The sequence below is a fragment of the Staphylococcus sp. 191 genome, from assembly GCF_011174885.1.
Taxonomy (GTDB): domain Bacteria; phylum Bacillota; class Bacilli; order Staphylococcales; family Staphylococcaceae; genus Staphylococcus; species Staphylococcus coagulans.
Genome location: NZ_PNRJ01000001.1, coordinates 373,512 through 393,444, shown reverse-complemented (window position 1 = coordinate 393,444; position 19,933 = coordinate 373,512). Strand labels below are relative to the sequence as shown.

General features: G+C 36.4%; 20 protein-coding genes. 15 read left to right on the top strand and 5 right to left on the bottom strand.

The annotated features are described in order from the left end of the window. Positions 1 to 307: 307 nt before the first annotated feature. Positions 308 to 871, bottom strand: a complete 564-nt coding sequence (locus C1H58_RS01940; RefSeq protein WP_165545134.1) for a TetR/AcrR family transcriptional regulator — start codon at positions 869 to 871, stop codon at positions 308 to 310. Between the two features lie 127 nt (positions 872 to 998). Here C1H58_RS01940 and C1H58_RS01935 point away from each other — a divergent pair, with 127 nt between their 5' ends. Beyond that, positions 999 to 1,646 carry an HlyD family secretion protein gene (locus tag C1H58_RS01935; RefSeq protein WP_060830342.1) on the top strand — a complete coding sequence of 216 codons (648 nt, stop codon included), beginning with the start codon at positions 999 to 1,001 and terminating at the stop codon, positions 1,644 to 1,646. A 14-nt stretch (positions 1,647 to 1,660) separates the two neighbouring features. Continuing rightward, entirely contained in the window at positions 1,661 to 3,427 is a 1,767-nt protein-coding gene (locus C1H58_RS01930) for a DHA2 family efflux MFS transporter permease subunit (protein ID WP_165545133.1), read from the top strand. A gap of 195 nt (positions 3,428 to 3,622) precedes the next feature. Here C1H58_RS01930 and C1H58_RS01925 read toward each other — a convergent pair whose 3' ends face one another. The 4 genes from C1H58_RS01925 to hemQ form a co-directional block, all read right to left on the bottom strand. After that, a complete protein-coding gene (locus tag C1H58_RS01925) occupies positions 3,623 to 5,164 on the bottom strand; it encodes an SLC13 family permease (RefSeq protein ID WP_165545132.1) in 1,542 nt (513 codons plus the stop codon). Between the two features lie 300 nt (positions 5,165 to 5,464). Further along, a complete protein-coding gene (locus C1H58_RS01920; protein ID WP_050331728.1) occupies positions 5,465 to 5,923 on the bottom strand; it encodes a threonine/serine exporter family protein in 459 nt (152 codons plus the stop codon). A 12-nt stretch (positions 5,924 to 5,935) separates the two neighbouring features. After that, positions 5,936 to 6,691 (bottom strand): threonine/serine exporter family protein, encoded by a 756-nt coding sequence (locus C1H58_RS01915; RefSeq protein WP_060830339.1) that lies wholly within the window; start codon positions 6,689 to 6,691, stop codon positions 5,936 to 5,938. Positions 6,692 to 7,096: 405 nt separating this feature from the next. Further along, a complete protein-coding gene (gene hemQ / locus C1H58_RS01910) occupies positions 7,097 to 7,849 on the bottom strand; it encodes a hydrogen peroxide-dependent heme synthase (RefSeq protein WP_050331725.1) in 753 nt (250 codons plus the stop codon). Between the two features lie 314 nt (positions 7,850 to 8,163). Here hemQ and pta point away from each other — a divergent pair, with 314 nt between their 5' ends. The 13 genes from pta to C1H58_RS01845 all read left to right on the top strand — a co-directional run bounded on the left by pta (position 8,164) and on the right by C1H58_RS01845 (position 19,910). After that, entirely contained in the window at positions 8,164 to 9,153 is a 990-nt protein-coding gene (gene pta / locus C1H58_RS01905) for a phosphate acetyltransferase (RefSeq protein WP_165545131.1), read from the top strand. Beyond that, positions 9,153 to 9,989: a lipoate--protein ligase family protein gene (locus C1H58_RS01900; protein ID WP_207554662.1), complete on the top strand. Its 837-nt coding sequence runs from the start codon at positions 9,153 to 9,155 to the stop codon at positions 9,987 to 9,989. Before pta ends, C1H58_RS01900 begins: the two co-directional genes overlap by 1 nt. A 348-nt stretch (positions 9,990 to 10,337) precedes the next feature. Continuing rightward, positions 10,338 to 10,670: a YuzB family protein gene (locus C1H58_RS01895; protein ID WP_050331722.1), complete on the top strand. Its 333-nt coding sequence runs from the start codon at positions 10,338 to 10,340 to the stop codon at positions 10,668 to 10,670. A 279-nt stretch (positions 10,671 to 10,949) separates the two neighbouring features. Next, positions 10,950 to 11,486, top strand: coding sequence for a flavodoxin family protein (locus C1H58_RS01890; protein ID WP_165545130.1), 537 nt, complete (start codon positions 10,950 to 10,952; stop codon positions 11,484 to 11,486). A gap of 88 nt (positions 11,487 to 11,574) precedes the next feature. Beyond that, the gene (locus C1H58_RS01885; RefSeq protein WP_050331720.1) at positions 11,575 to 12,054 is read left to right on the top strand and encodes a GNAT family N-acetyltransferase; all 480 of its coding nucleotides are present in this window, start codon (positions 11,575 to 11,577) and stop codon (positions 12,052 to 12,054) included. A 25-nt stretch (positions 12,055 to 12,079) separates the two neighbouring features. Then, positions 12,080 to 13,378 carry an HD domain-containing protein gene (locus C1H58_RS01880; protein ID WP_165545129.1) on the top strand — a complete coding sequence of 433 codons (1,299 nt, stop codon included), beginning with the start codon at positions 12,080 to 12,082 and terminating at the stop codon, positions 13,376 to 13,378. Between the two features lie 208 nt (positions 13,379 to 13,586). Further along, positions 13,587 to 14,105, top strand: a complete 519-nt coding sequence (locus tag C1H58_RS01875) for a YwhD family protein (RefSeq protein WP_050331718.1) — start codon at positions 13,587 to 13,589, stop codon at positions 14,103 to 14,105. A gap of 107 nt (positions 14,106 to 14,212) precedes the next feature. Next, positions 14,213 to 14,623, top strand: coding sequence for a YwiB family protein (locus tag C1H58_RS01870; RefSeq protein ID WP_050331717.1), 411 nt, complete (start codon positions 14,213 to 14,215; stop codon positions 14,621 to 14,623). Between the two features lies 1 nt (position 14,624). After that, positions 14,625 to 16,283 (top strand): arginine--tRNA ligase, encoded by a 1,659-nt coding sequence (argS, locus tag C1H58_RS01865; RefSeq protein ID WP_060830336.1) that lies wholly within the window; start codon positions 14,625 to 14,627, stop codon positions 16,281 to 16,283. A gap of 244 nt (positions 16,284 to 16,527) precedes the next feature. Beyond that, positions 16,528 to 17,409 carry an ABC transporter substrate-binding protein gene (locus C1H58_RS01860; RefSeq protein WP_165545128.1) on the top strand — a complete coding sequence of 294 codons (882 nt, stop codon included), beginning with the start codon at positions 16,528 to 16,530 and terminating at the stop codon, positions 17,407 to 17,409. After that, the gene (locus tag C1H58_RS01855; protein ID WP_165545127.1) at positions 17,399 to 18,349 is read left to right on the top strand and encodes a FecCD family ABC transporter permease; all 951 of its coding nucleotides are present in this window, start codon (positions 17,399 to 17,401) and stop codon (positions 18,347 to 18,349) included. The genes C1H58_RS01860 and C1H58_RS01855 overlap by 11 nt, the downstream gene beginning before the upstream one ends. A 56-nt stretch (positions 18,350 to 18,405) precedes the next feature. Further along, positions 18,406 to 19,110 (top strand): HAD family hydrolase, encoded by a 705-nt coding sequence (locus C1H58_RS01850; protein ID WP_016424361.1) that lies wholly within the window; start codon positions 18,406 to 18,408, stop codon positions 19,108 to 19,110. Continuing rightward, on the top strand, positions 19,110 to 19,910 hold the full coding sequence (locus C1H58_RS01845) for an alpha/beta fold hydrolase (RefSeq protein WP_165545126.1): 801 nt from the start codon (positions 19,110 to 19,112) through the stop codon (positions 19,908 to 19,910). The genes C1H58_RS01850 and C1H58_RS01845 overlap by 1 nt, the downstream gene beginning before the upstream one ends. Positions 19,911 to 19,933 lie beyond the last annotated feature (23 nt).

Genomic DNA, 19,933 nt, shown 5'->3' with positions numbered 1-19,933 from the left:
GTTAAGCAAAATATATGAACAGTATAAGCATATCATTTTGTGTTTTTCATTTTCAAAAAGTTCTCCAATAAAGGGCCTGGCTCACATTAATAGCGTAGCGACTGTTAGTGATGAGACAGGCCTATTTGACTGCGATTTAAACAGACATTAACTGTGCTTTTAAGGTTTTGACATAACCATATCGTGAGAAATAGATTTCTACCATTAATAAGTTAAAACCTTTGCTTAGATGAAAGCTATATGTCTTAGCCTTGTGAAAGGCACATGATTGTGTATTCTCCAATTTTCTCTCAATCCGTCCCTTAAATTATCTATTCATTTTAAGTACATTTGAATACAAGGTATCTGCCATGGCATCAGGAGATTCTTGACACCCTTTTGAGAGCCAACTATAAACAATCGCAATTTGTCCACCTAGCGTGTAATGGATAAAATATTGCGTCTGCTTTAATTCTGGTAAATGCTTTAGCATTTTCTCATAGGCCCCATAAGTATATTGAATATAACTTCGCATTAACTCAGGTTGCGGCTGTGTGACGATAATCGCGGTAAAAAATGTACGATGACGTTTTAAATAGCGAAACAGCAGTCGAAACACTTTCAAAATTGTCGTTTTAACTTCTGGAAGAGAATGATTTTCTACGACATCGACAAGATAACTAATAAGGTGCTCGTATTTCGTCATATGATAAGTCGTAAGTTTCTCAAATAATTGATATTTATCTTCGAACTGTGCATAAAAAGTAGAACGATGGACACCGCTCTCTGCACAAATTTGTTTAATTGTAATAGATTCAAGGGGTTCAGTCTTCAATAAGCGAATCATCGCTTTAATAATTTGACGCCTTGCTTTTGATTTTGATTTCGTCATAGTATCACCAATTGTTATTATAATATATTTTCAAATCCGACACATTTAAAAAGATTGTCTCTATTTTTTATGAAAAAATCATTTTATAATACAAGAGTTACTTTATTGGAGAAAGGGAGTAAAGACAATGAAGAAAATAATAACGATTAACATTGTAACAATCGTTCTTTTAATTATTATTGGTGTTGTCGGCTTTTATTTTTACAATCAATCTGTAAGTTATATCAAAACAGATAATGCAAAAGTCGATGGCGATCAAATTAAAATTGCAAGTCCAGTATCAGGTAAAATCGATGGTTTGGACGTGCATGAAGGACAAAAACTAGATAAGGGCGATACAGTGGCTAAAGTACAAGGAAAAGGAGAAAATGGTTCTCCACAATCTGTATCAATTAAAATGCCACAAACTGCAACAATCGCTAAACTCGATGGGCAAAACGAAGGTATTGCTCAAGCAGGTCAACCTATCGCTTATGCTTATGACATGGACGACTTATACATCACTGCAAATGTTGATGAAACAGACATTAAAGATGTAGAAGAAGGTCGTGATGTCGATGTTTCTATCGATGGCGAGCATTCTAAGATTAAAGGTAAAGTTGACCGAATTGGTCATGCAACTGCATCAAGCTTTTCATTGATGCCTTCATCAAATAGTGACGGTAATTACACAAAAGTAACGCAAGTTGTTCCAGTTAAAATCAAATTAGACAATCAACCATCAAGTGGTGTTGTTCCAGGTATGAACGCTGAAGTAAGTATTCACAAAAATTAAAAGGGGGTCATCAAATGTTTGTGATGATTTATACAATTCTTGCCCTTATTGTGACTATTATACTTAACTGGATTTTAGTCCGTGGTAAAAAGCGTAAACCACAACAACAACATCGCAAATCGTCAACACAGTCGATGACAACATCAAATGAACCCCATCAAAGTCAGCATACTTTCACACTAGACGATGATCATTCAAATGCGCAAGCTTCTCATGAGACGCATGTTCCACGTCAACCTGTGAATGAAAAAGTTGCAGATGCAACGCAAGACTTTGTGTTCAAAAAAGGTACCACTCGTAGCAAAGTATTAATCGCAATGATATTTGGTATGTTTATAGCGATTTTAAACCAAACATTATTGAATACAGCATTGCCACAACTTAATACGGACTTTAATATTTCCGCTTCAACAGGACAATGGTTAATGACCGGTTTTATGTTGGTGAACGGGATTTTAATTCCAATCAGTGCCTTTTTATTCAATAAATATTCTTATCGACGATTATTCTTAATTGCGATGCTTTTATTTACAATTGGTTCATTCGTCTGTGGTATTGCATGGGGCTTCCCAATTATGATGGTTGGACGTGTGCTTCAAGCGATGGGTGCAGGTGTCTTAATGCCACTTGGTACAAATGTATTTATGACCATCTTCCCGCCTGAAAAACGTGGTATGGCTATGGGAACATTAGGGATTGCAATGATCTTAGCACCAGCAATTGGACCTACATTATCAGGTTATGTTGTTGAAAACTATGATTGGCACTCTATGTTTATAGGTATGTTTGTGATTGGTATTATTTCGCTTTTAGTTGGTTTTCTTTGGTTTGGTATTTATCAAAGAACGACAAACCCAAGAGCAGATATTCCAGGTATCATATTTAGTACAATCGGTTTTGGTGCGCTATTATATGGCTTTAGTGAAGCGGGTAACGATGGTTGGACATCACCTAAAATTGTGATTATGTTCATTATCGGTACAGTGTTTACAATTGCCTTTGTCGTTCGTGAGATGACAATGAAAGTACCAATGCTAAGTTTTGAAGTCCTTAAATATTCTGGCTTCACATTAACAGCAATTATTAATATGATACTTACCATGAGTCTCTTTGGCGGTATGATTTTATTACCACTTTACCTCCAAAGTTTACGTGGTTTTTCACCACTAGATTCTGGGTTACTTTTATTACCAGGTGCGCTAATCATGGGGGTTATGGGACCGATCGCTGGTAAGTTATTAGATACGATAGGGGTTAAACCTATTGCCATTCTTGGTTTGGCGATTACTACCTACGGGACATGGGAGCTTACACAGCTGACTATGGATACACCATATCGTAGTATTTTAATGATTTACATTATTCGTTCATTTGGTATGAGTTTTGTAATGATGCCAATTATGACTGCGGGTATTAACTCTCTTCCATCTCGTCTCATTTCTCATGGTAATGCACTTGTTAATACAATGAGACAAATTGCAGGTTCAATTGGTACTGCGATTTTGGTTACAGTGATGACGCAACAAACTGACCAACATCTTGCAACTTTCCAACAAGACCTAGACCGTACGAACCCAGCAATCAAAGACGAATTGCAAGAAATGGCGCAACAAATGGGTGGCCAAGACCATGCAATGGCTGCGATTATTCGATTTATGAATCAATTAGCATCTGTTGATGGTGTGAATAGTGCATTTTGGATCGCGACTGCATTAAGTGGTTTAGCACTATTTTTAAGCTTTTTCCTAAAAGGGAAATCACATTATATTTCACACGAATAAAATTAATCACAACTACTATCTTATAAAATTTGATAGGTTGTGTATCAATGAGGTGTGTTTCACTTAATGATTGTTGTGAATCGCAGTCCTCATAAAATATATGATATTGCCCTACAAAGTCGCACAGATATAGTGCACACTTTGTAGGGCATTTTTAATTTGAATATAAGTAATATGAGCTATTAAACAGCCGTCTTATTTTTTAATAGGCAAACTTTGTGTAATATCTATACCTAATACAATAGGTAATAAGAAATAGACAACGACAATAATCATGACAATGCTGAGTAAGTTCATGATAAAGCCTTTGACGGCCATTTCTTTAATTTCTATTTTGCCGGTACCAAAAACAATGGCATTTGGTGGTGTACCTACTGGTAACATATAGGCGCAGTTCGCAGCCATTGCAGCAGGTACCATTAATAATAATGGATGTACATCAATAGCAACAGATAACGTAGCGAGAATCGGTAAGATCATCGTCGCAGTTGCCGTATTCGATGTAATCTCTGTTAAAAATAAGATGAACACTGTAATGACGATAACAATAACGATAGGACTTACATCTTTCAATAACGTCATTTGTTCTCCTAGCCATTTTGCAAGCCCACTTGCTTGTATTCCTTTTGCGAGCGCGAGGCCTCCTCCAAATAGAATGAGCACGCCCCATGGTAATTCTTTTGCGATAGACCAATCTAAAATACGTTTATGCTTATTTTTTGCAGGAATTAAGAAGAGTAAAATTGACACAAACATCGCAATCGTACCATCTGCTACCAGTTGAGTAGGTCCCCATTTTGAGAGTAAAAACTCACGTGAAATCCATAAGAAGCTCGCAATTAAGAAAACAATAAATACAACTTTTTCTTCATATTTAATTTTGCCTAATTCAGCAAGTTTATCTTTAATTACCTTTTGGCCTCCTGGCAATGACTTCATATCATGACGAAAAGCGATAAATTTAAAATAGAGCCAAGCTAGAAATAATAGTAAGATGACAGTTGGAATCCCAATAATCATCCATTTCCCAAAACTTAATTCTTGTCCAAAATGTGTGGCATATTGGCCTTTTAAAATAATAAGAGGTGGTGTTCCGATAAGTGTTCCGAGTCCACCAATCGTTCCTGCGTAGCCGATACCTAAAACGAGCGCACGCTCAAATTTTAAAATGCTTTCTTCATTGTCATTTTCAGTTTTTAAGGCATGTGCTTCATTGATAATAGCTAAACCAATAGGAATCATAATCATCACGGCAGCTGTATTCGACACAAACATCGATAAACCGCCAGTTGCTAACATAAAGCCAAGTAAAATACGGCCTGTACTTGTCCCAATGCTATTAATAATTGTTAAGGCAATCCGTGTATGTAAATCCCAACGTTCCATTGCGATAGCGAGAATAAAGCCACCTAAAAAGAGATAAATAATATCGTTCCCGTATTGAGCGGAAACTGTGGCACTATCCATGACATGACCTAAAGGTAATAAAACTAAAGGCAATAAACTTGTCGCGGGAATAGGGATTGCTTCAGTAATCCACCAAATGGCAATCCAAGCTGTAATAGCGAGTACATAGATTCCTTTGAAAGATAAGTCGTCAGGTCTTACAAATAGTAAAATTAACGCAAAAAGAAGGGGTCCTAATACTAGCCCGATTAACTGTGCAAGCGTATACGAAGGATCCTTCTTTTTCTCTGTAAAAAACGTCAACAATCGTGACTCATTAGAGTTATTCATGATGTTGCCCCCTTTGTTTTTAATACACCATCCCATAAGTAGTATCATATTTGAAAATAGTATAGCACATTCATTAATGGCGTATCTAGAGGGTTTCAGCAATAAACAGCGAAGTTAATCTGCAAAATGAAAACGCTTTATATTTTTAGTGTGTATGAATTGAAAAATATTTTAGAAAGGGCGTTAATGCAAGCAAAAGGCCCGTAACAAGGTGAGATAGTATAAAAAGATATTAGCGCTTGGAAAAGCCCTGTAAACGAATAGCATTCAATTCATTTCAGGGCTAAGTATAATCATGATTTATTTTTGAGGTGATTTTAAGATTTGAATAGGTTTACGAATAAAAGATTTGGCTACTTGATCAGATATAAGAAGACCTACTGCGATTGCACCGGCGATTAATGTTGCACGAACAAAGATGTCGCTGGCTTCATTAAAATTTAATGTGAGCAATTGTTGAGTGGCTTTAAAAAAGATACTCCCTGGCACTAAAGGAATAATACCTGGAACCATAAAGATAATCACAGGAGATTTATACGTGCGTGCCATCATGTGAGAAATAATTCCTAAAATAAAGCTGCCATAAAGGCTGGCATAGATACTGTCCATAGTAAAAACGTCATTAGCAACAAAGAAAGTTAAATAACCGAAGCCACCACATAAACCAGCGGGTAAAAATAGTCGAGTAGGTGCATCGTATACAAAAGCAAAACAAAATGAAGTTAAAAAACTACATATAAAGATAAAGACAATTGTCAATGTGAGCACCCCCTATAATATTAAAAACGCGGTTGTTACACCTGCACCAATTGCGAAAGATGTAACGATTGCTTCTAAAAATTTTGCTGTAAACATGAGCATGTGGCGACCAAATAAGTCTTGAATTGCGGTTGTTATTAGAACGCCGGGAACAATAGGCATGACTGCAGCGGTGATGGTGGCTCCAATATTTGGACTGCCTAACCAATGGTTGAGCGGGATGGCGATAAGTCCAATTGTAATGGCGCCTAAAAAGTCAGGAATGAAGAGCGTCAGTTGCTTGTTTTTCATCCATTCTGTCACAAAATAACCTAGTGCACCTGCTAAAACAGCTGGAAAAACATCGATCCAAAAAGCACCTTGTAAATATGAAAAGCCTAGCGAAATCATGCCAGCAAATAGCATTTTATGTCCTAAAGCGTAACGCGGTTGTTTTTGTTCGATTTCTTTTAATATGTTATATGCACGATCAAAGTCAATCGCATGCTGTGCGATTTGTCTCGAAATATGATTGACTAAATAAACGTTTCTTAAGTTAGTGTCATTTTTCTTAATTTTAACCATGCGTGTATCATGATCAGGTGACAAAGAAAAATTAATAAAAATATTGAGGGCATAACCTTGCGCTTCATCATAGCCATAGCTTTGTGCAATGCGTTTCATTGTATCTTCTACACGCGTAGCTTCTGCGCCACATTCAAGTAGAATGCGTCCTGCTAAAATGACTAAGTTTGTGACTTCTCGATCAGAAGGTATAATTTGGGTCATCAATGTCACCTGCTTTTTTATCTGTCATAGTTAACTCCTATCCTGGGTCAAAGTAATTATAATGAATTCTAAATGATATCAATTTCTTAATATTGTGAAAATAAAAACCATCGAAAACAAAGTGTTCCATTAAGCTGAAGCTGATTGGAAAGCACCTTTTTGATATAGACCGATTATAGCATAAGAGATGTTGAAATAAATATCGACTTTGTTGAAGAATGAAAGGCCATTAAAAATAGAAAGAACAATTTTTAAAGATATGGAGAGTCGCGTATTTGACAATCATAAAAAAGCTGAGACGTGACAACGCCTCAGCTTTAAAGAGTACACGAAACAAAATGTGATTGGTGACGGGCTACAAGGCGTATCTCGCGGCACATTCATCTCGTTATTATTAAGCTTATATTATTGAATCGCCATTAAAGTATTAATACCTTCTTTATCTAAATGGTGACCGACAAAGAAACTACCAAATTCACCATAGCGTGCTGTTGTTTCATCAAAACGCATTTCATAAACAATTTTTTTGAATTGTAGTACATCATCAGAAAATAATGTTACGCCCCATTCGAAATCATCGAAGCCAACAGAACCTGTAATAAACTGTTTGATTTTACCGGCATATTTGCGACCAATTAAACCATGATTGTACATTAACTTTTTACGCTCTTCCATAGATAACATATACCAGTTATATGTTTCGTTACGACGTTTGTTCATAGGATAGAAACAAATATATTGTTTATGTGGTAATTCAGGATATAATCTCGCTTTTACATGTGGATTTTCATAAGGATCTTCCTCTGAATCACCACCTAAATAATTACTCAACTCTACCACTGAAACATATGAATATGTAGGAATAAAATGGTCAGCGATGGCTAACTTATTAATCTCGTTTTCAATTTCAGTTAAATCCTTCATTTCTGGACGTAAAAACCATAATAATAAATCAGCCTTTTGCCCTGTTACATTGTAAATCACTTGATCGCCACTATGATCTGACTTCGCTTGATCAAAACGATCGAGTAATTGATGGAAAGCAGCAACCATTTCTTCACGATCCGCTTCTGGAACCAAACGCCAAGAAGCCCAATCTATCGCATAAAATAAATGCAAACTATACCAACCATCTAAAGTCTCTGCTGCATGACTCATTCAGAACACTCCTTAGAAATAGAATTATAATTAAATTTTATCATAAAGGGAGCAGGACAGAAATCTATTTGATTTCGTCGTCCTGCCCCAGCAAAGATGTGTAGGGTTGCGCAAAGCTTGAAAAAGCGAAGGCGCAATCCAGCCATCAACTGCGCTCACTAGAGTTTACGCAAAAATTATACATGCAGGACAGAAATGAATTTGACTAGATCCCCCTATCCCTAGATTTACAGTGAGTGGCATGGAAATCTATGCTTAAATAACGTATAATAATAGATGGAAATTATTGAGAAGTAAAGCAGAGGAGGACAACAATGTCTAGTTTATTAGATGTTTTAAAAGACAAACTTTCAGGTAAAAATGTGCGTATCGTATTACCAGAAGGTGAAGATGAGCGTGTATTAACAGCAGCTGTAGAATTGCAAGGTTCTGATTACGTCACACCAATCGTTTTAGGTGATGTAGACAAAATTAATGCATTAGCAGCTGACAAATCTTTAAATATTGAAGGCTTAAAAGTCATTCACCCTGAAAAAAGTGACTTAAAAGCCGAATTAGTTGAGAAATTTGTGGAAAGACGTAAAGGTAAAGCAACTGAAGAACAAGCGCAATCGTTCTTAAACGATGTGAATTACTTCGGTACAATGCTTGTTTACGCAGGTTATGCAGATGGATTAGTGAGTGGTGCAGCACATTCGACTGCAGATACAGTACGTCCCGCGCTTCAAATCATTAAAACAAAACCAGGTGTGTCTAAAACTTCTGGTGTGTTCTTTATGATTAAAGAAGATCAACAATTTATTTTTGGTGATTGTGCCATTAATCCAGAATTAGGTGCATCAGATTTAGCAGAAATTGCGGTTGAAAGTGCTAAAACAGCACAAAGCTTTGGAATGGATCCTCGCGTAGCTATGTTGAGTTTTTCAACAAAAGGTTCAGCAAAATCAGATGATACAGAAAAAGTTGTAGAAGCTGTTCAACTTGCTCAAGAAAAAATAGCTTCTGAAGGACTTTCTGACGTTGTCATTGATGGCGAATTCCAATTCGATGCTGCAATCGTACCAGAAGTTGCGAAGAAAAAAGCACCAGGTGCACAAATTCAAGGTGATGCAAACGTATTCGTATTCCCAAGCTTAGAAGCAGGTAATATTGGTTATAAAATTGCTCAACGTTTAGGAGGATACGATGCAGTAGGACCTGTACTTCAAGGACTTAATTCACCAGTAAACGATTTATCTCGCGGCTGTTCAACTGAAGACGTTTATAACTTATCTATTATTACTGCTGCACAAAGTTTACAATAATGGACTTAACATCAAAGTATTTTAATGGCCACACATGGCGCTATGTTGACCATTCTTCTGGTTTAGCGCCTATGCAATCATTTGCTTTTGATGATACGTTTTCGGAAAGTGTGGGCAAAGATTTATCTCCGAATGTAGTAAGAACATGGGTTCATCAACATACAGTGATTTTAGGTATTCACGATTCGCGACTTCCTCATTTGCAAGACGGTATTCGATATTTGACAGATACACGTGGTTATAATGCGATTGTTCGTAATTCAGGTGGTTTAGGTGTTGTTTTAGATCAAGGTGTATTAAATATTTCACTGGTGTTTAAAGGTAAAACGGAAACCTCTATCGATGAAGCTTTTACAGTGATGTACTTATTAATTAGCAAAATGTTTGAAGACGAAAATGTAGACATAGATACACACGAAATTCAACATTCTTATTGCCCAGGTAAGTTTGATTTGAGTATCAATAATAAAAAGTTTGCTGGCATCTCACAACGGCGTGTACGAGGTGGAATAGCTGTGCAAATTTATCTTTGTGTTGAAGGCTCAGGCAGTGAACGTGCTGAATTAATGCGTGCATTTTACGAACATGCGCTTCACGGTGAGAAGACAAAGTTTACGTATCCAAGCATTGAGCCAGAATGTATGGCATCTTTGGAAGAACTTTTAGGTCATTCTTTAACTGTTCAAGAGGTCATGTTTAAATTGCTTTATGCGATTAAAGATTTAGGTGGTACACTGAATATGGATCCAATTACTTCATTTGAATGGGAGCGCTATGAAGGGTATTACGAACGAATGTTAGCGCGTAACGCGAAAATGAATGCAAAAATGGAATAAATAGTGCTGTATTGATTGAAATGAACGATATTAATGAGATATAGGGTTCAATCTACGAAAAGTTTTAAATAAATTAAAAGCAGTAACTGACTGGATTGCACATATGCTTGAAGCAAGCTTTACTCAATTTTAGTCATTTGTGCTGGAGTGGAACAACGAAATTAAACCGATTTCTGTTCCACTCCTTTTTTAGGTTCTTTAATGTTGGGCGAGGGACGATCTTAATAAGTTGTTAAGTGGCGTAAAAATATGGGTTGACGTTCATATCTCTAAAGATTTGTAACTTGAAAAATATTGAAAAAAGAGTAAAATGGATAGAGTTAAAAAATTGAGAGGTGGGACGCTAAAGTGAAAAATAAATTCATGGTTTGCGATGATTGCCAAGCGGTTAACATTAAAACATTGACGCAAAAGCTTAAAAAGTTAGACCCTGAAGCGGAAATTGAAGTGGGCTGTCAATCATACTGTGGACCAGGAAGACGTAAAACTTTTGCGTTTGTTAACAATCGACCACTCGCTGCGCAAACTGAGGAAGAATTGATAGAAAAGGTAACGAAACAACTTCAAAAACCAAGAGATCCAGAGGAAGAAGAACGTCTCAGAAAGCGTAATGAGGAGCGTAAGCGTCGAAAAGAAGAACAAGATCGGAAGCTGAAAGAAAAACTCGCTAAACGTCAATAAGCGGTTAAATCATTGAATTGATTCAAAATAAATAAGAGAGAAATGGCGACAGACATGTACGGATATGCCGTTGTTTTACGGTGTGGCGCACCTAGAAATAATGATGTCATTTCAAATCCTTAAAAAGGTTAAGACGTGATGACGTCTTAGCCTTTTTTATGTGTTATAGTCGGTTTTGAAAACTTTGTTCAGGTGCAAGATAAAAGAAATCATGCATATTTAGCGCTTTACATGGGAATAGTATCCATACATTCAAAAAAGTAAGAGGGATGATAATTTATGATTACGGTGCTATTCGGGGGAAGTCGAGATTACGGCAATACGGCTGCACTGGTTAAAGAAGCATTAAACGGATACGACTATGAATGGATTAATTTGACAAAATTAAAGTTTAATCCAGTGAGAGATGTCAGACATCAACATGAAACGATACTAGATTACAATGACGACTATCAAGAAGTCATTGATAAAGTGCTACAAAGCGATGAAGTGATATTTGCTTCACCGGTTTATTGGTACAGTGTGAGTGCGACATTAAAATCATTTATTGACCATTGGTCGGAAACATTACAAGATCCGCGTTACGTTGATTTTAAAGAAAAAATGGCGAGAATCAACTTTAGATTAATTATTGTGGGTGGCGATAGTCCTAGAATTAAAGCGCTACCTTGCGTACAACAGATTGAATATAGTTTGCAGTATTTAGGTGCGCATTTACAAGACTATTTAATTGGCTATGCAGAACGCCCAGGAGATATTCGTGATGATAGCTATGCAATGAAAGAAGCAAAGCGTTGGAACCAGTTTTACGCGTGACGAAATAAATATTTTCAATCCTATTTAATTGTGCATTTATGGTATAATAGTATGTATTCTATAATGCAAGTAAGGAGCGAAATGTTGAATGTATGAAGTAAGAATTGCTACACCTGATGATGTCATTGGTATCCGCGATGTTGCGACCAAAGCGTGGTACAATACGTATTTGAATATTTATGCGGCTTCCACTGTGAATGAATTACTCGCGGCTTCATATAACGAAGAGCATTTGCGTAAAAGATTAGAAGACCAACTCTTTATTGTCGCAATTGAAGATAAAGAAGTGGTAGGTTTCGCTAACTTTATACAAGGAAGCGAACTTTATTTATCAGCGCATTATGTGCGTCCACACTCACAAAATAAAGGTTATGGACGTTTATTGTTAGAAAAAGGACTTTCGCACTACGATGGTCAATATGATGCTGTCTACCTTGAAGTCGATACGCAAAATGAAAAAGGTGTCGCATTTTATGAACAAGAAGGCTTTGAAGTATTACGTACATATGAACATGTGATGTATGGTGAAACGATGCATCTCGCCCTTATGAAAAAAAGACTGAGATAAAATTGCGATTAAGGAGGATTTTCGATTGACGAAATCAACTTATGCAGCACGTAAATTACCAGAAGAAAAAGTTTTCAAAGATCCGATTCATCGCTATATACACGTACAAGATCAATTGATTTGGGATTTAATCAAAACAAAAGAATTCCAGAGGTTACGCCGAATTAAACAACTCGGTACGCTCAATTTAGCATTTCATACTGCTGAACATAGCCGTTTTGGTCATTCGCTTGGCGTTTATGAGATTGTTCGACGCATGATTGACGAATCGTTTAGAGGATGGCCAGAGTGGAATGATGCAGATCGACCACTAGCGATGTGCGCAGCCTTGTTACACGACTTAGGACATGGCCCATTTTCCCATAGTTTTGAAAAAATCTTTGATACAGACCACGAAGCATATACTCAGGCGATTATTGTAGGAGACACGGAAGTCAATAAGGTACTGAAACGTGTCAGTGACACGTTTCCAAATGAAGTCGCCGAAGTGATTAATAAAACGCATGACAATAAGTTAGTCATTTCAATGATTTCATCACAAATTGATGCAGATCGAATGGATTACTTACAAAGGGATGCTTATTTCACAGGTGTGTCTTATGGTATGTTTGATATGGAACGTATTTTAAGATTGATGCGCCCTTCGAAAGATGAGGTACTGATTAAAGAGAGCGGAATGCATGCCGTTGAAAACTTTATTATGAGTCGCTATCAAATGTATTGGCAAATCTACTTTCACCCTGTGAGTCGTGGTGGAGAGGTTTTGCTTAATCATTGTTTTAAACGCGCGAAATACTTATATGAGCAAGGCTATGCTTTTAAGATTTCTCCAAGAGATTTTGTGCCTTTTTTTGAGAATAGAGCAACAGTTGAAGAATATATTAAATTAGATGAAACAGATGTTACATATTACTTGAAAGAATGGATGGAAGAAACGGATCCGATTTTAAGTGATTTGTCGCGTCGCTTTATTAATCGTGATTTATTTAAGTATTTACCATTTGATGGCTCCATTATTACGATTACTGAGTTACGCGATTTATTTCAACAGGCGGGTATCGACCCTGACTATTATTTTGTCAGTGATTCATTTTCAGACTTACCTTATGATTATGACCGACCTGGATCTAATAGACAACCGATACATTTATTACAAAATAATGGTAGTATTCGAGAAATCAGTAGCCAATCGCTGATTATTTCAAGTATTACAGGTATTAAACGTGAAGACTATAAGCTCTATTATCCTAAAGAGCTTATTATTAATATTGAAGATCTCGAGATAAAAAGTACTATTATTAATCTTTTGAATGAGTTGAATTAATCAATTAGTGATTGAGAGAACCATGCGTTTTGCCTCATATGAAGGGGCACAAAAGATTATGTTGCCGTTAAGGATGGGGATTGGGCATACGCTTTGAATGAGGCGTGGCATACTTCTTATTACTATTACTGATTGGGAAGACGTCTTTCAAATCAATTTTTATCCTTCACTTGTATTTGAGAGAACATGTTTGATGGAGGGATATGCAATGGCGGAGAAAAAAGGCTTTAATTTTAATATTATTAAAAAAGACCCGCTAGATGGTCATAAAGGGACGAATTTAGGTTCCATTAGTTTAGATAATGTGGCACCTGTTTTTATTGATATCGAAGCACAAGAAGCGTTTATAGATATTGGTGCGATGCATGCACGTGCTAAAGTAGAGCGAGGTGTGAAATGGATAACAGACAAGGAAATTGTTGATGTTGATGGCGCAAAAGCCTATTGGTTATGTTGGGTCACAACAGAAAGAGGAGAGCAAGGGCCCTATTACGCTGGCGTGACTGCAGCTTATATGCTTGTTAATAAGTCAATTCGTCGGGGATATAAAAGTATGCCTGAACATGTGAATATGATGGATAAATCGATGAAGCACAAAGTCATTGTCGACCATATTGGTGCGGACAATCGTAAAGTCCTCGCTGAATTTTTAAAATCGCATCATCCTGAAATGTGGCGCAACTCAGATGTGACGTTGCATCAAGCGCTGAACGATGAAGCAAACTAACATTTTCCAGAAAAAGGGAGCCGGACATGATGTCTTGCTCTCTTTTCTTTATTGTATTGTGTGATATAATGGCTTGTATTATTCTATAAAGTAAGGTGAATGACACTGTGGAACATAATATCAAAGTTGATGTGCGTCAAATTGTAAAAAAAGATGGAGATAAGGACATTTTCTCCCATCAAACGACTGGGCAATGGTTGAAAAAAGATGCAGACTTCATTCGATATCATGAAAAAGTGGATGACGCTGCTGTAAATGTGACCGTAAAATTAGCGGATGACAGTATCAAGATTATTCGTAAAGGTGATATCAATATGACACTTCATTTTGTTGAAGGTCAAGATACGACCACATTTTATGAGTTTCCGCATGGTAAAATGGTGTTAACCGTCCATACAATGAGTATATTACATTTTGTGAGCGAAAATGGTGGAAAACTTAAAGTGTATTACGCCTTATTTCAAGGAAATGAACAGATTGGAAAATATCAATACGAAATTAAATATAAGGAGATATAAGATGAATATTATCGATCAAGTTAAAGACACTTTAGTTCAAGAAATTAAAAATAGTATTCAACAAGCGCAAATCGTGGACACAATTCCTGATATTAAAATTGAAATCCCAAAAGATAGTAAAAACGGGGATTATTCAACAAATATCGCTATGGTTTTAACAAAATTAGCAAAGCGCAATCCGAGAGAAATCGCACAACTTATTGTTGACCATTTAGATACGGAAGCGGCACATGTAAAATCTATCGATATCGCTGGACCAGGGTTTATTAATTTTTATTTAGACCCAAGTTATCTCAATGTTGTGATTGATCAAGCGTTAGAGCAAGATCTCGCATTTGGTCGTGTAGCTGAACCTAAAAATGAAAAGATTCTAGTTGAATATGTATCAGCCAATCCTACTGGAGATTTACATATTGGGCACGCACGTAACGCTGCAGTCGGAGATACGTTGAGTAATGTACTTGATGCAGCCGGCTATGACGTGACACGTGAATATTATATCAATGATGCAGGTAATCAAATCACAAACCTAGCCAAATCCATTGAAGCACGCTACTTACAACAATTAGGATATGATGCGGAAATGCCACAAGATGGCTATCATGGTCAAGACATTAAAAATATAGGTGCAGATTTAGCAGAAAAACAGCCGCATTTAGTTGATTTAGCAGAAGATGAACGTTTAAAAACGTTTAGAAAATTAGGTGTAGACTATGAAATGGAAAAATTAAAGCAGGATCTTGCTGATTTTAATACGCATTTTGATCATTGGTTTAGCGAAACATCGCTCTATGAGAAAAATGAAATTAAAGCGGTTCTCGCTAAAATGGATGAATTAGGCTACACGTATGAAAAAGATGGCGCAACGTGGTTACGTACGACTGATTTTAAAGACGATAAAGATCGTGTATTAATCAAAAAGGATGGTACTTATACGTACTTCCTACCTGATATTGCGTATCATTATGATAAAATTCAACGCGGTAATCAAAAACTAATCAACTTGTTCGGCGCAGATCATCATGGCTATATTAATCGTCTGAAAGCTTCATTAGAGACATTTGGTGTTGATAGTAATCGTTTAGAAATACAAATTATGCAAATGGTACGTTTAATGCAGGATGGCGAAGAAGTCAAAATGAGTAAACGTACAGGAAATGCCATTACACTACGAGAAATTATGGATGAAGTGGGTGTAGATGCAGCACGTTATTTCTTAACAATGCGTAGCCCAGACACACATTTTGACTTTGATATGGCGCTTGCAAAAGAGCAATCACAAGATAACCCTGTATATTATGCGCAGTATGCACATGCACGTATTTGCTCTATCTTAAGACAAGCAAAAGCACAAGGTTATCAAGTAGAAAAAGGTGCAGATTATCAAACAATCACAAATGAAAAAGCGATTGAATTATTAAAGAAAATCGCCGAATTTGAACCGATGATTGAAAGTGCAGCAGAAGCGAGAGCCCCTCATCGTGTGACAAATTATATTCAAGATTTAGCTGCGCATTTCCATAAATTTTATAACGCAGAAAAAGTGTTAACAGAAGACGATGCAAAAACTCGGGCCCACATCGCATTAGTTGATGCAGTGCGTATCACTTTACGAAATGCATTACATTTAGTCGGCGTTTCTGCACCAGAACAAATGTAAAATTAGACTATAAATCATAAAATTAAAAGTAAAGTAAGGTAGAAATCTAGCAAACGAACATAGGTTTCTGCCTTCTTTTTGGTTATTCAATCTTCGAATATGCGTAAAAATTGATTTTGGGTCAAGGGATGATTGTGATAGGGCTTTGAATTTTACATTATTTATTATAGAAAATAATTTTTATGCACCATTAAACTTTAGAAAATGATAAGATATATGAAATAATTAAAATAGGAGTGAAACCATGAGGGGGAAAAGTTTTATAAGCATCTTACTACTCATTGTAGTTGTGCTTGCAGGCTGTAATTTTAATGCAAATCAATCTAAGGATACGGGAAAATCAACGAGTAAAGTACCAGAGCGCATTATTTCTTTGATGCCTAGTAACACAGAGGTATTATATGCATTAGGCATCGGTGATAAAGTTACCGGCGTTTCTACAGTGGATGATTATCCAAAGGAAGTAAAACAAAAGGAAAAATTTGATGCGATGCATTTAAATAAAGAAGCTTTGATTAAAGCGCAACCAGATTTAATCTTAGCGCATGAATCTCAAAAAGCGACACAAGGAAAAGTGTTAAAAGATTTGAGTGAAAGTGGTATTAAAGTGGCATATGTGAAAGATGCCCAATCAATTAATGAAATGTATGAATCATTTGAACAAATTGGAAAGCTTACAGGTAGAGAAAAACAAGCAAAATATTTAATCGATGAGACAAAAGCAAATATCAAGAAAGTAACAGATAGTGTTCCAAAACAGAAAAAAGAGCCTAAAGTATTTATTGAAATTGCTTCAGAACCAGAAATTTATACCGCTGGAAAAGGCACATTTATGAATGACATGCTTAAACAACTGCACGCTAAAAATGTATTTGATGATACAGAAGGATGGCCGAAAGTGAGTAAAGAGCAAATTATAAAGAAAAATCCTGATGTTATGGTGTCGACTGCAGGCGTTTCAACAAAGGACTATCAACAAAGCGTGAAACAACGTGGTGGTTTTGAACAAATTCGCGCAGTGAAAAAAGAGAGCGTCGTGGCTTTAAATGATGATATGTTGTCTCGACCTGGACCACGCTTAGATGATGCCATGAAATTGTTAAGAGATGCCATATATGAAAAATAAGGCCTTGCGTGGCTTAATCAGCATAATGCTTTGGATAATTGCACTGATTGTTGTCTGTGCGTATGGCCTTCTTAGCCAAATTGAATGGGGAACTCCTTTGGCGGCAATATTGATATTAGAGGTCAGACTCCCACGCGTATTATTAGCACTTTTATCAGGCATGGGTTTAACTTTAGCGGGGCAAATGTTCCAAATTATTTTGAACAATCCACTGGCAGACAGTTTTACGCTAGGGCTGGCAAATGGTGCGACAGTGGGTGCAGCATGCGCTGTTCTTTTAGGCCTATCTTTTAGTTGGATTGCCCCGTTTGCGATGATAATGGGGATGGTCTCACTTTTCATTGTGATTGCTGTCGCATATTTCATAACACGCGGTTATCCCACGCGTTCACTGATTCTAGCCGGAATATTAATTGGTTCTCTGCTAAACGCGATATTATTTTTAATGGTGCAATTTAATCCTACAAAATTACGAAATATCGTTGCCTATATGTTCGGTGGTTTTTCAGCTTCGGAATATCGCGAGGTCATCTATGTCAGTATCGTTTTAGGGCTAACATTAGGCGCAATTTTGATATGTCTTCCTAAAATTAAGCTATTACAAATGAATACGTTATCAAGTGCTGCTTTAGGTCTTCATGTAGAACGTTTATCAATCGTAGTTTTATTATTGGCGACGGCAATTTCAACCGTTATTATAGGCTTTGTTGGTGTCATAGGATTTATTGGCATGGTGATTCCTCAATTTGTACATCGTATCAGTCAACAATCCCTTACGATTAAAGTGCTGCTTAATCTCGTCATCGGGGGAACCATGATGGTATTAGCAGACGTCTTAGGCACTCAATTGCTTGCGCCTATTCAAATACCGGCAAGCATTGTATTGGCAATAATAGGTATTCCTTTAATGTTTTATCTCATGATAGTTGAACGGCGATAGGCAATTGACTATGATAGAGTTATGTAATTTTCAAGAATAACAATGAGGGGAAATCAATGGACTTAACACAAATTAAAGCAATAATATTTGATTTAGAAGGTACATTATTGGATCGTAAAAAGTCTCGAGATAAATTTATCGAAGAGCAGTATGAGCGATTTCATGATTACTTAGTACGTGTACAGGCCTCGGATTTTCGTAAAAAATTCATTGAATTAGATGACGATGAAGACCATGATAAACCGGACTTATACAAAGAAATTATTAAGCAGTTCAACGTTGATCGATTAAGTTGGAAGGACTTATTTCATGACTTTGAAATGCATTTTTATCGTTATGTATTCCCATTTTACGACACGAACTATACGTTAGAAAGATTGAAAGCAGCGGGATATAAGATTGGCGTTATTGCGAATGGTAAATCTAAAATTAAACAGTATCGTGTTTATGCACTAGGTATTGAAGAATACGTCAATCATTTATCCACTTCAGAAACGGTCGGCTTCCGCAAACCACACCCACGTATTTATGAGGATATTTTAGAAAAGTTAGATGTTCAACCCGAAGAGGTTATATATGTCGGTGATGATGCATTAAACGATGTTGCTCCCGCACATGCGATGGGAATGGTAAGTGTTTGGTATCGTCATGAAGGACAAGAAGATGAAGTCGTTCCTCTAGATTCAGAAATGGATTATGAAATCACAACACTTGAAGAGTTGTTAGATATTTTAAATGTAAAGCGGGAGGCTGAAAAGTAATGGAACTATTTAGGACATCTGATGGTACGGCATTAAATTATCGCTCAATGGGTAAAGGTTATCCCATCGTTATGATACATTCGATATATATGAACCATACGGTTTTTGAAGACATTGCCACACGATTGGCACGTTATTTTCAAGTTATATTAATCGATTTACGTGGACATGGTTATTCTGATAAACCTTTGGCGATTGATTTTCATGAATATAGCCAAGATATAAAAGAGCTAATGGACTTTCTTTACATTGAAAGTGCGACAGTAATAGGTAATGAGTTAGGTAGCACGGTCGCGTTAGATTTGACTTTGAGTGCGTCAAATAAAGTTTCTGAGTTAATACTGATTAATCCTACTGCTGATGATACTTTATTACCACATGAGCGATTATTTCGCAAATACGCAGAAACAATTCGAACATGTAATGAATCTGAACAAGAAAAGTTTTTAGAGAAGCATTTATATCATTCTAAAGGAAAAGTGCGTAAATTTCTTAAAAATGTGAATGATTCTGAGGCGTTATTAACAGATTATGAAAAAACAGCTGTTGATCATTCATTTACGGAAAATGGATTAGAAAAGATTTTACCTGAAATTCACGTGAGAACGCTCATTATTGCAGGTCAGGCAAATGAACGTGTGACACCGAATGAGTCAAAGCATGTTGCAGAGTTAATGCCAAATGCAACATATGAATTATTTAATAAGTCAGGTGTTTACCCATTTGTAGAAGAAAAAGAAAAATTTCTTAAACAAGTCAAAGATTTTATGCAAAGAACGACACATCATATGGAGTTGTAATGTTTTTGTAATCAAATTGTTAT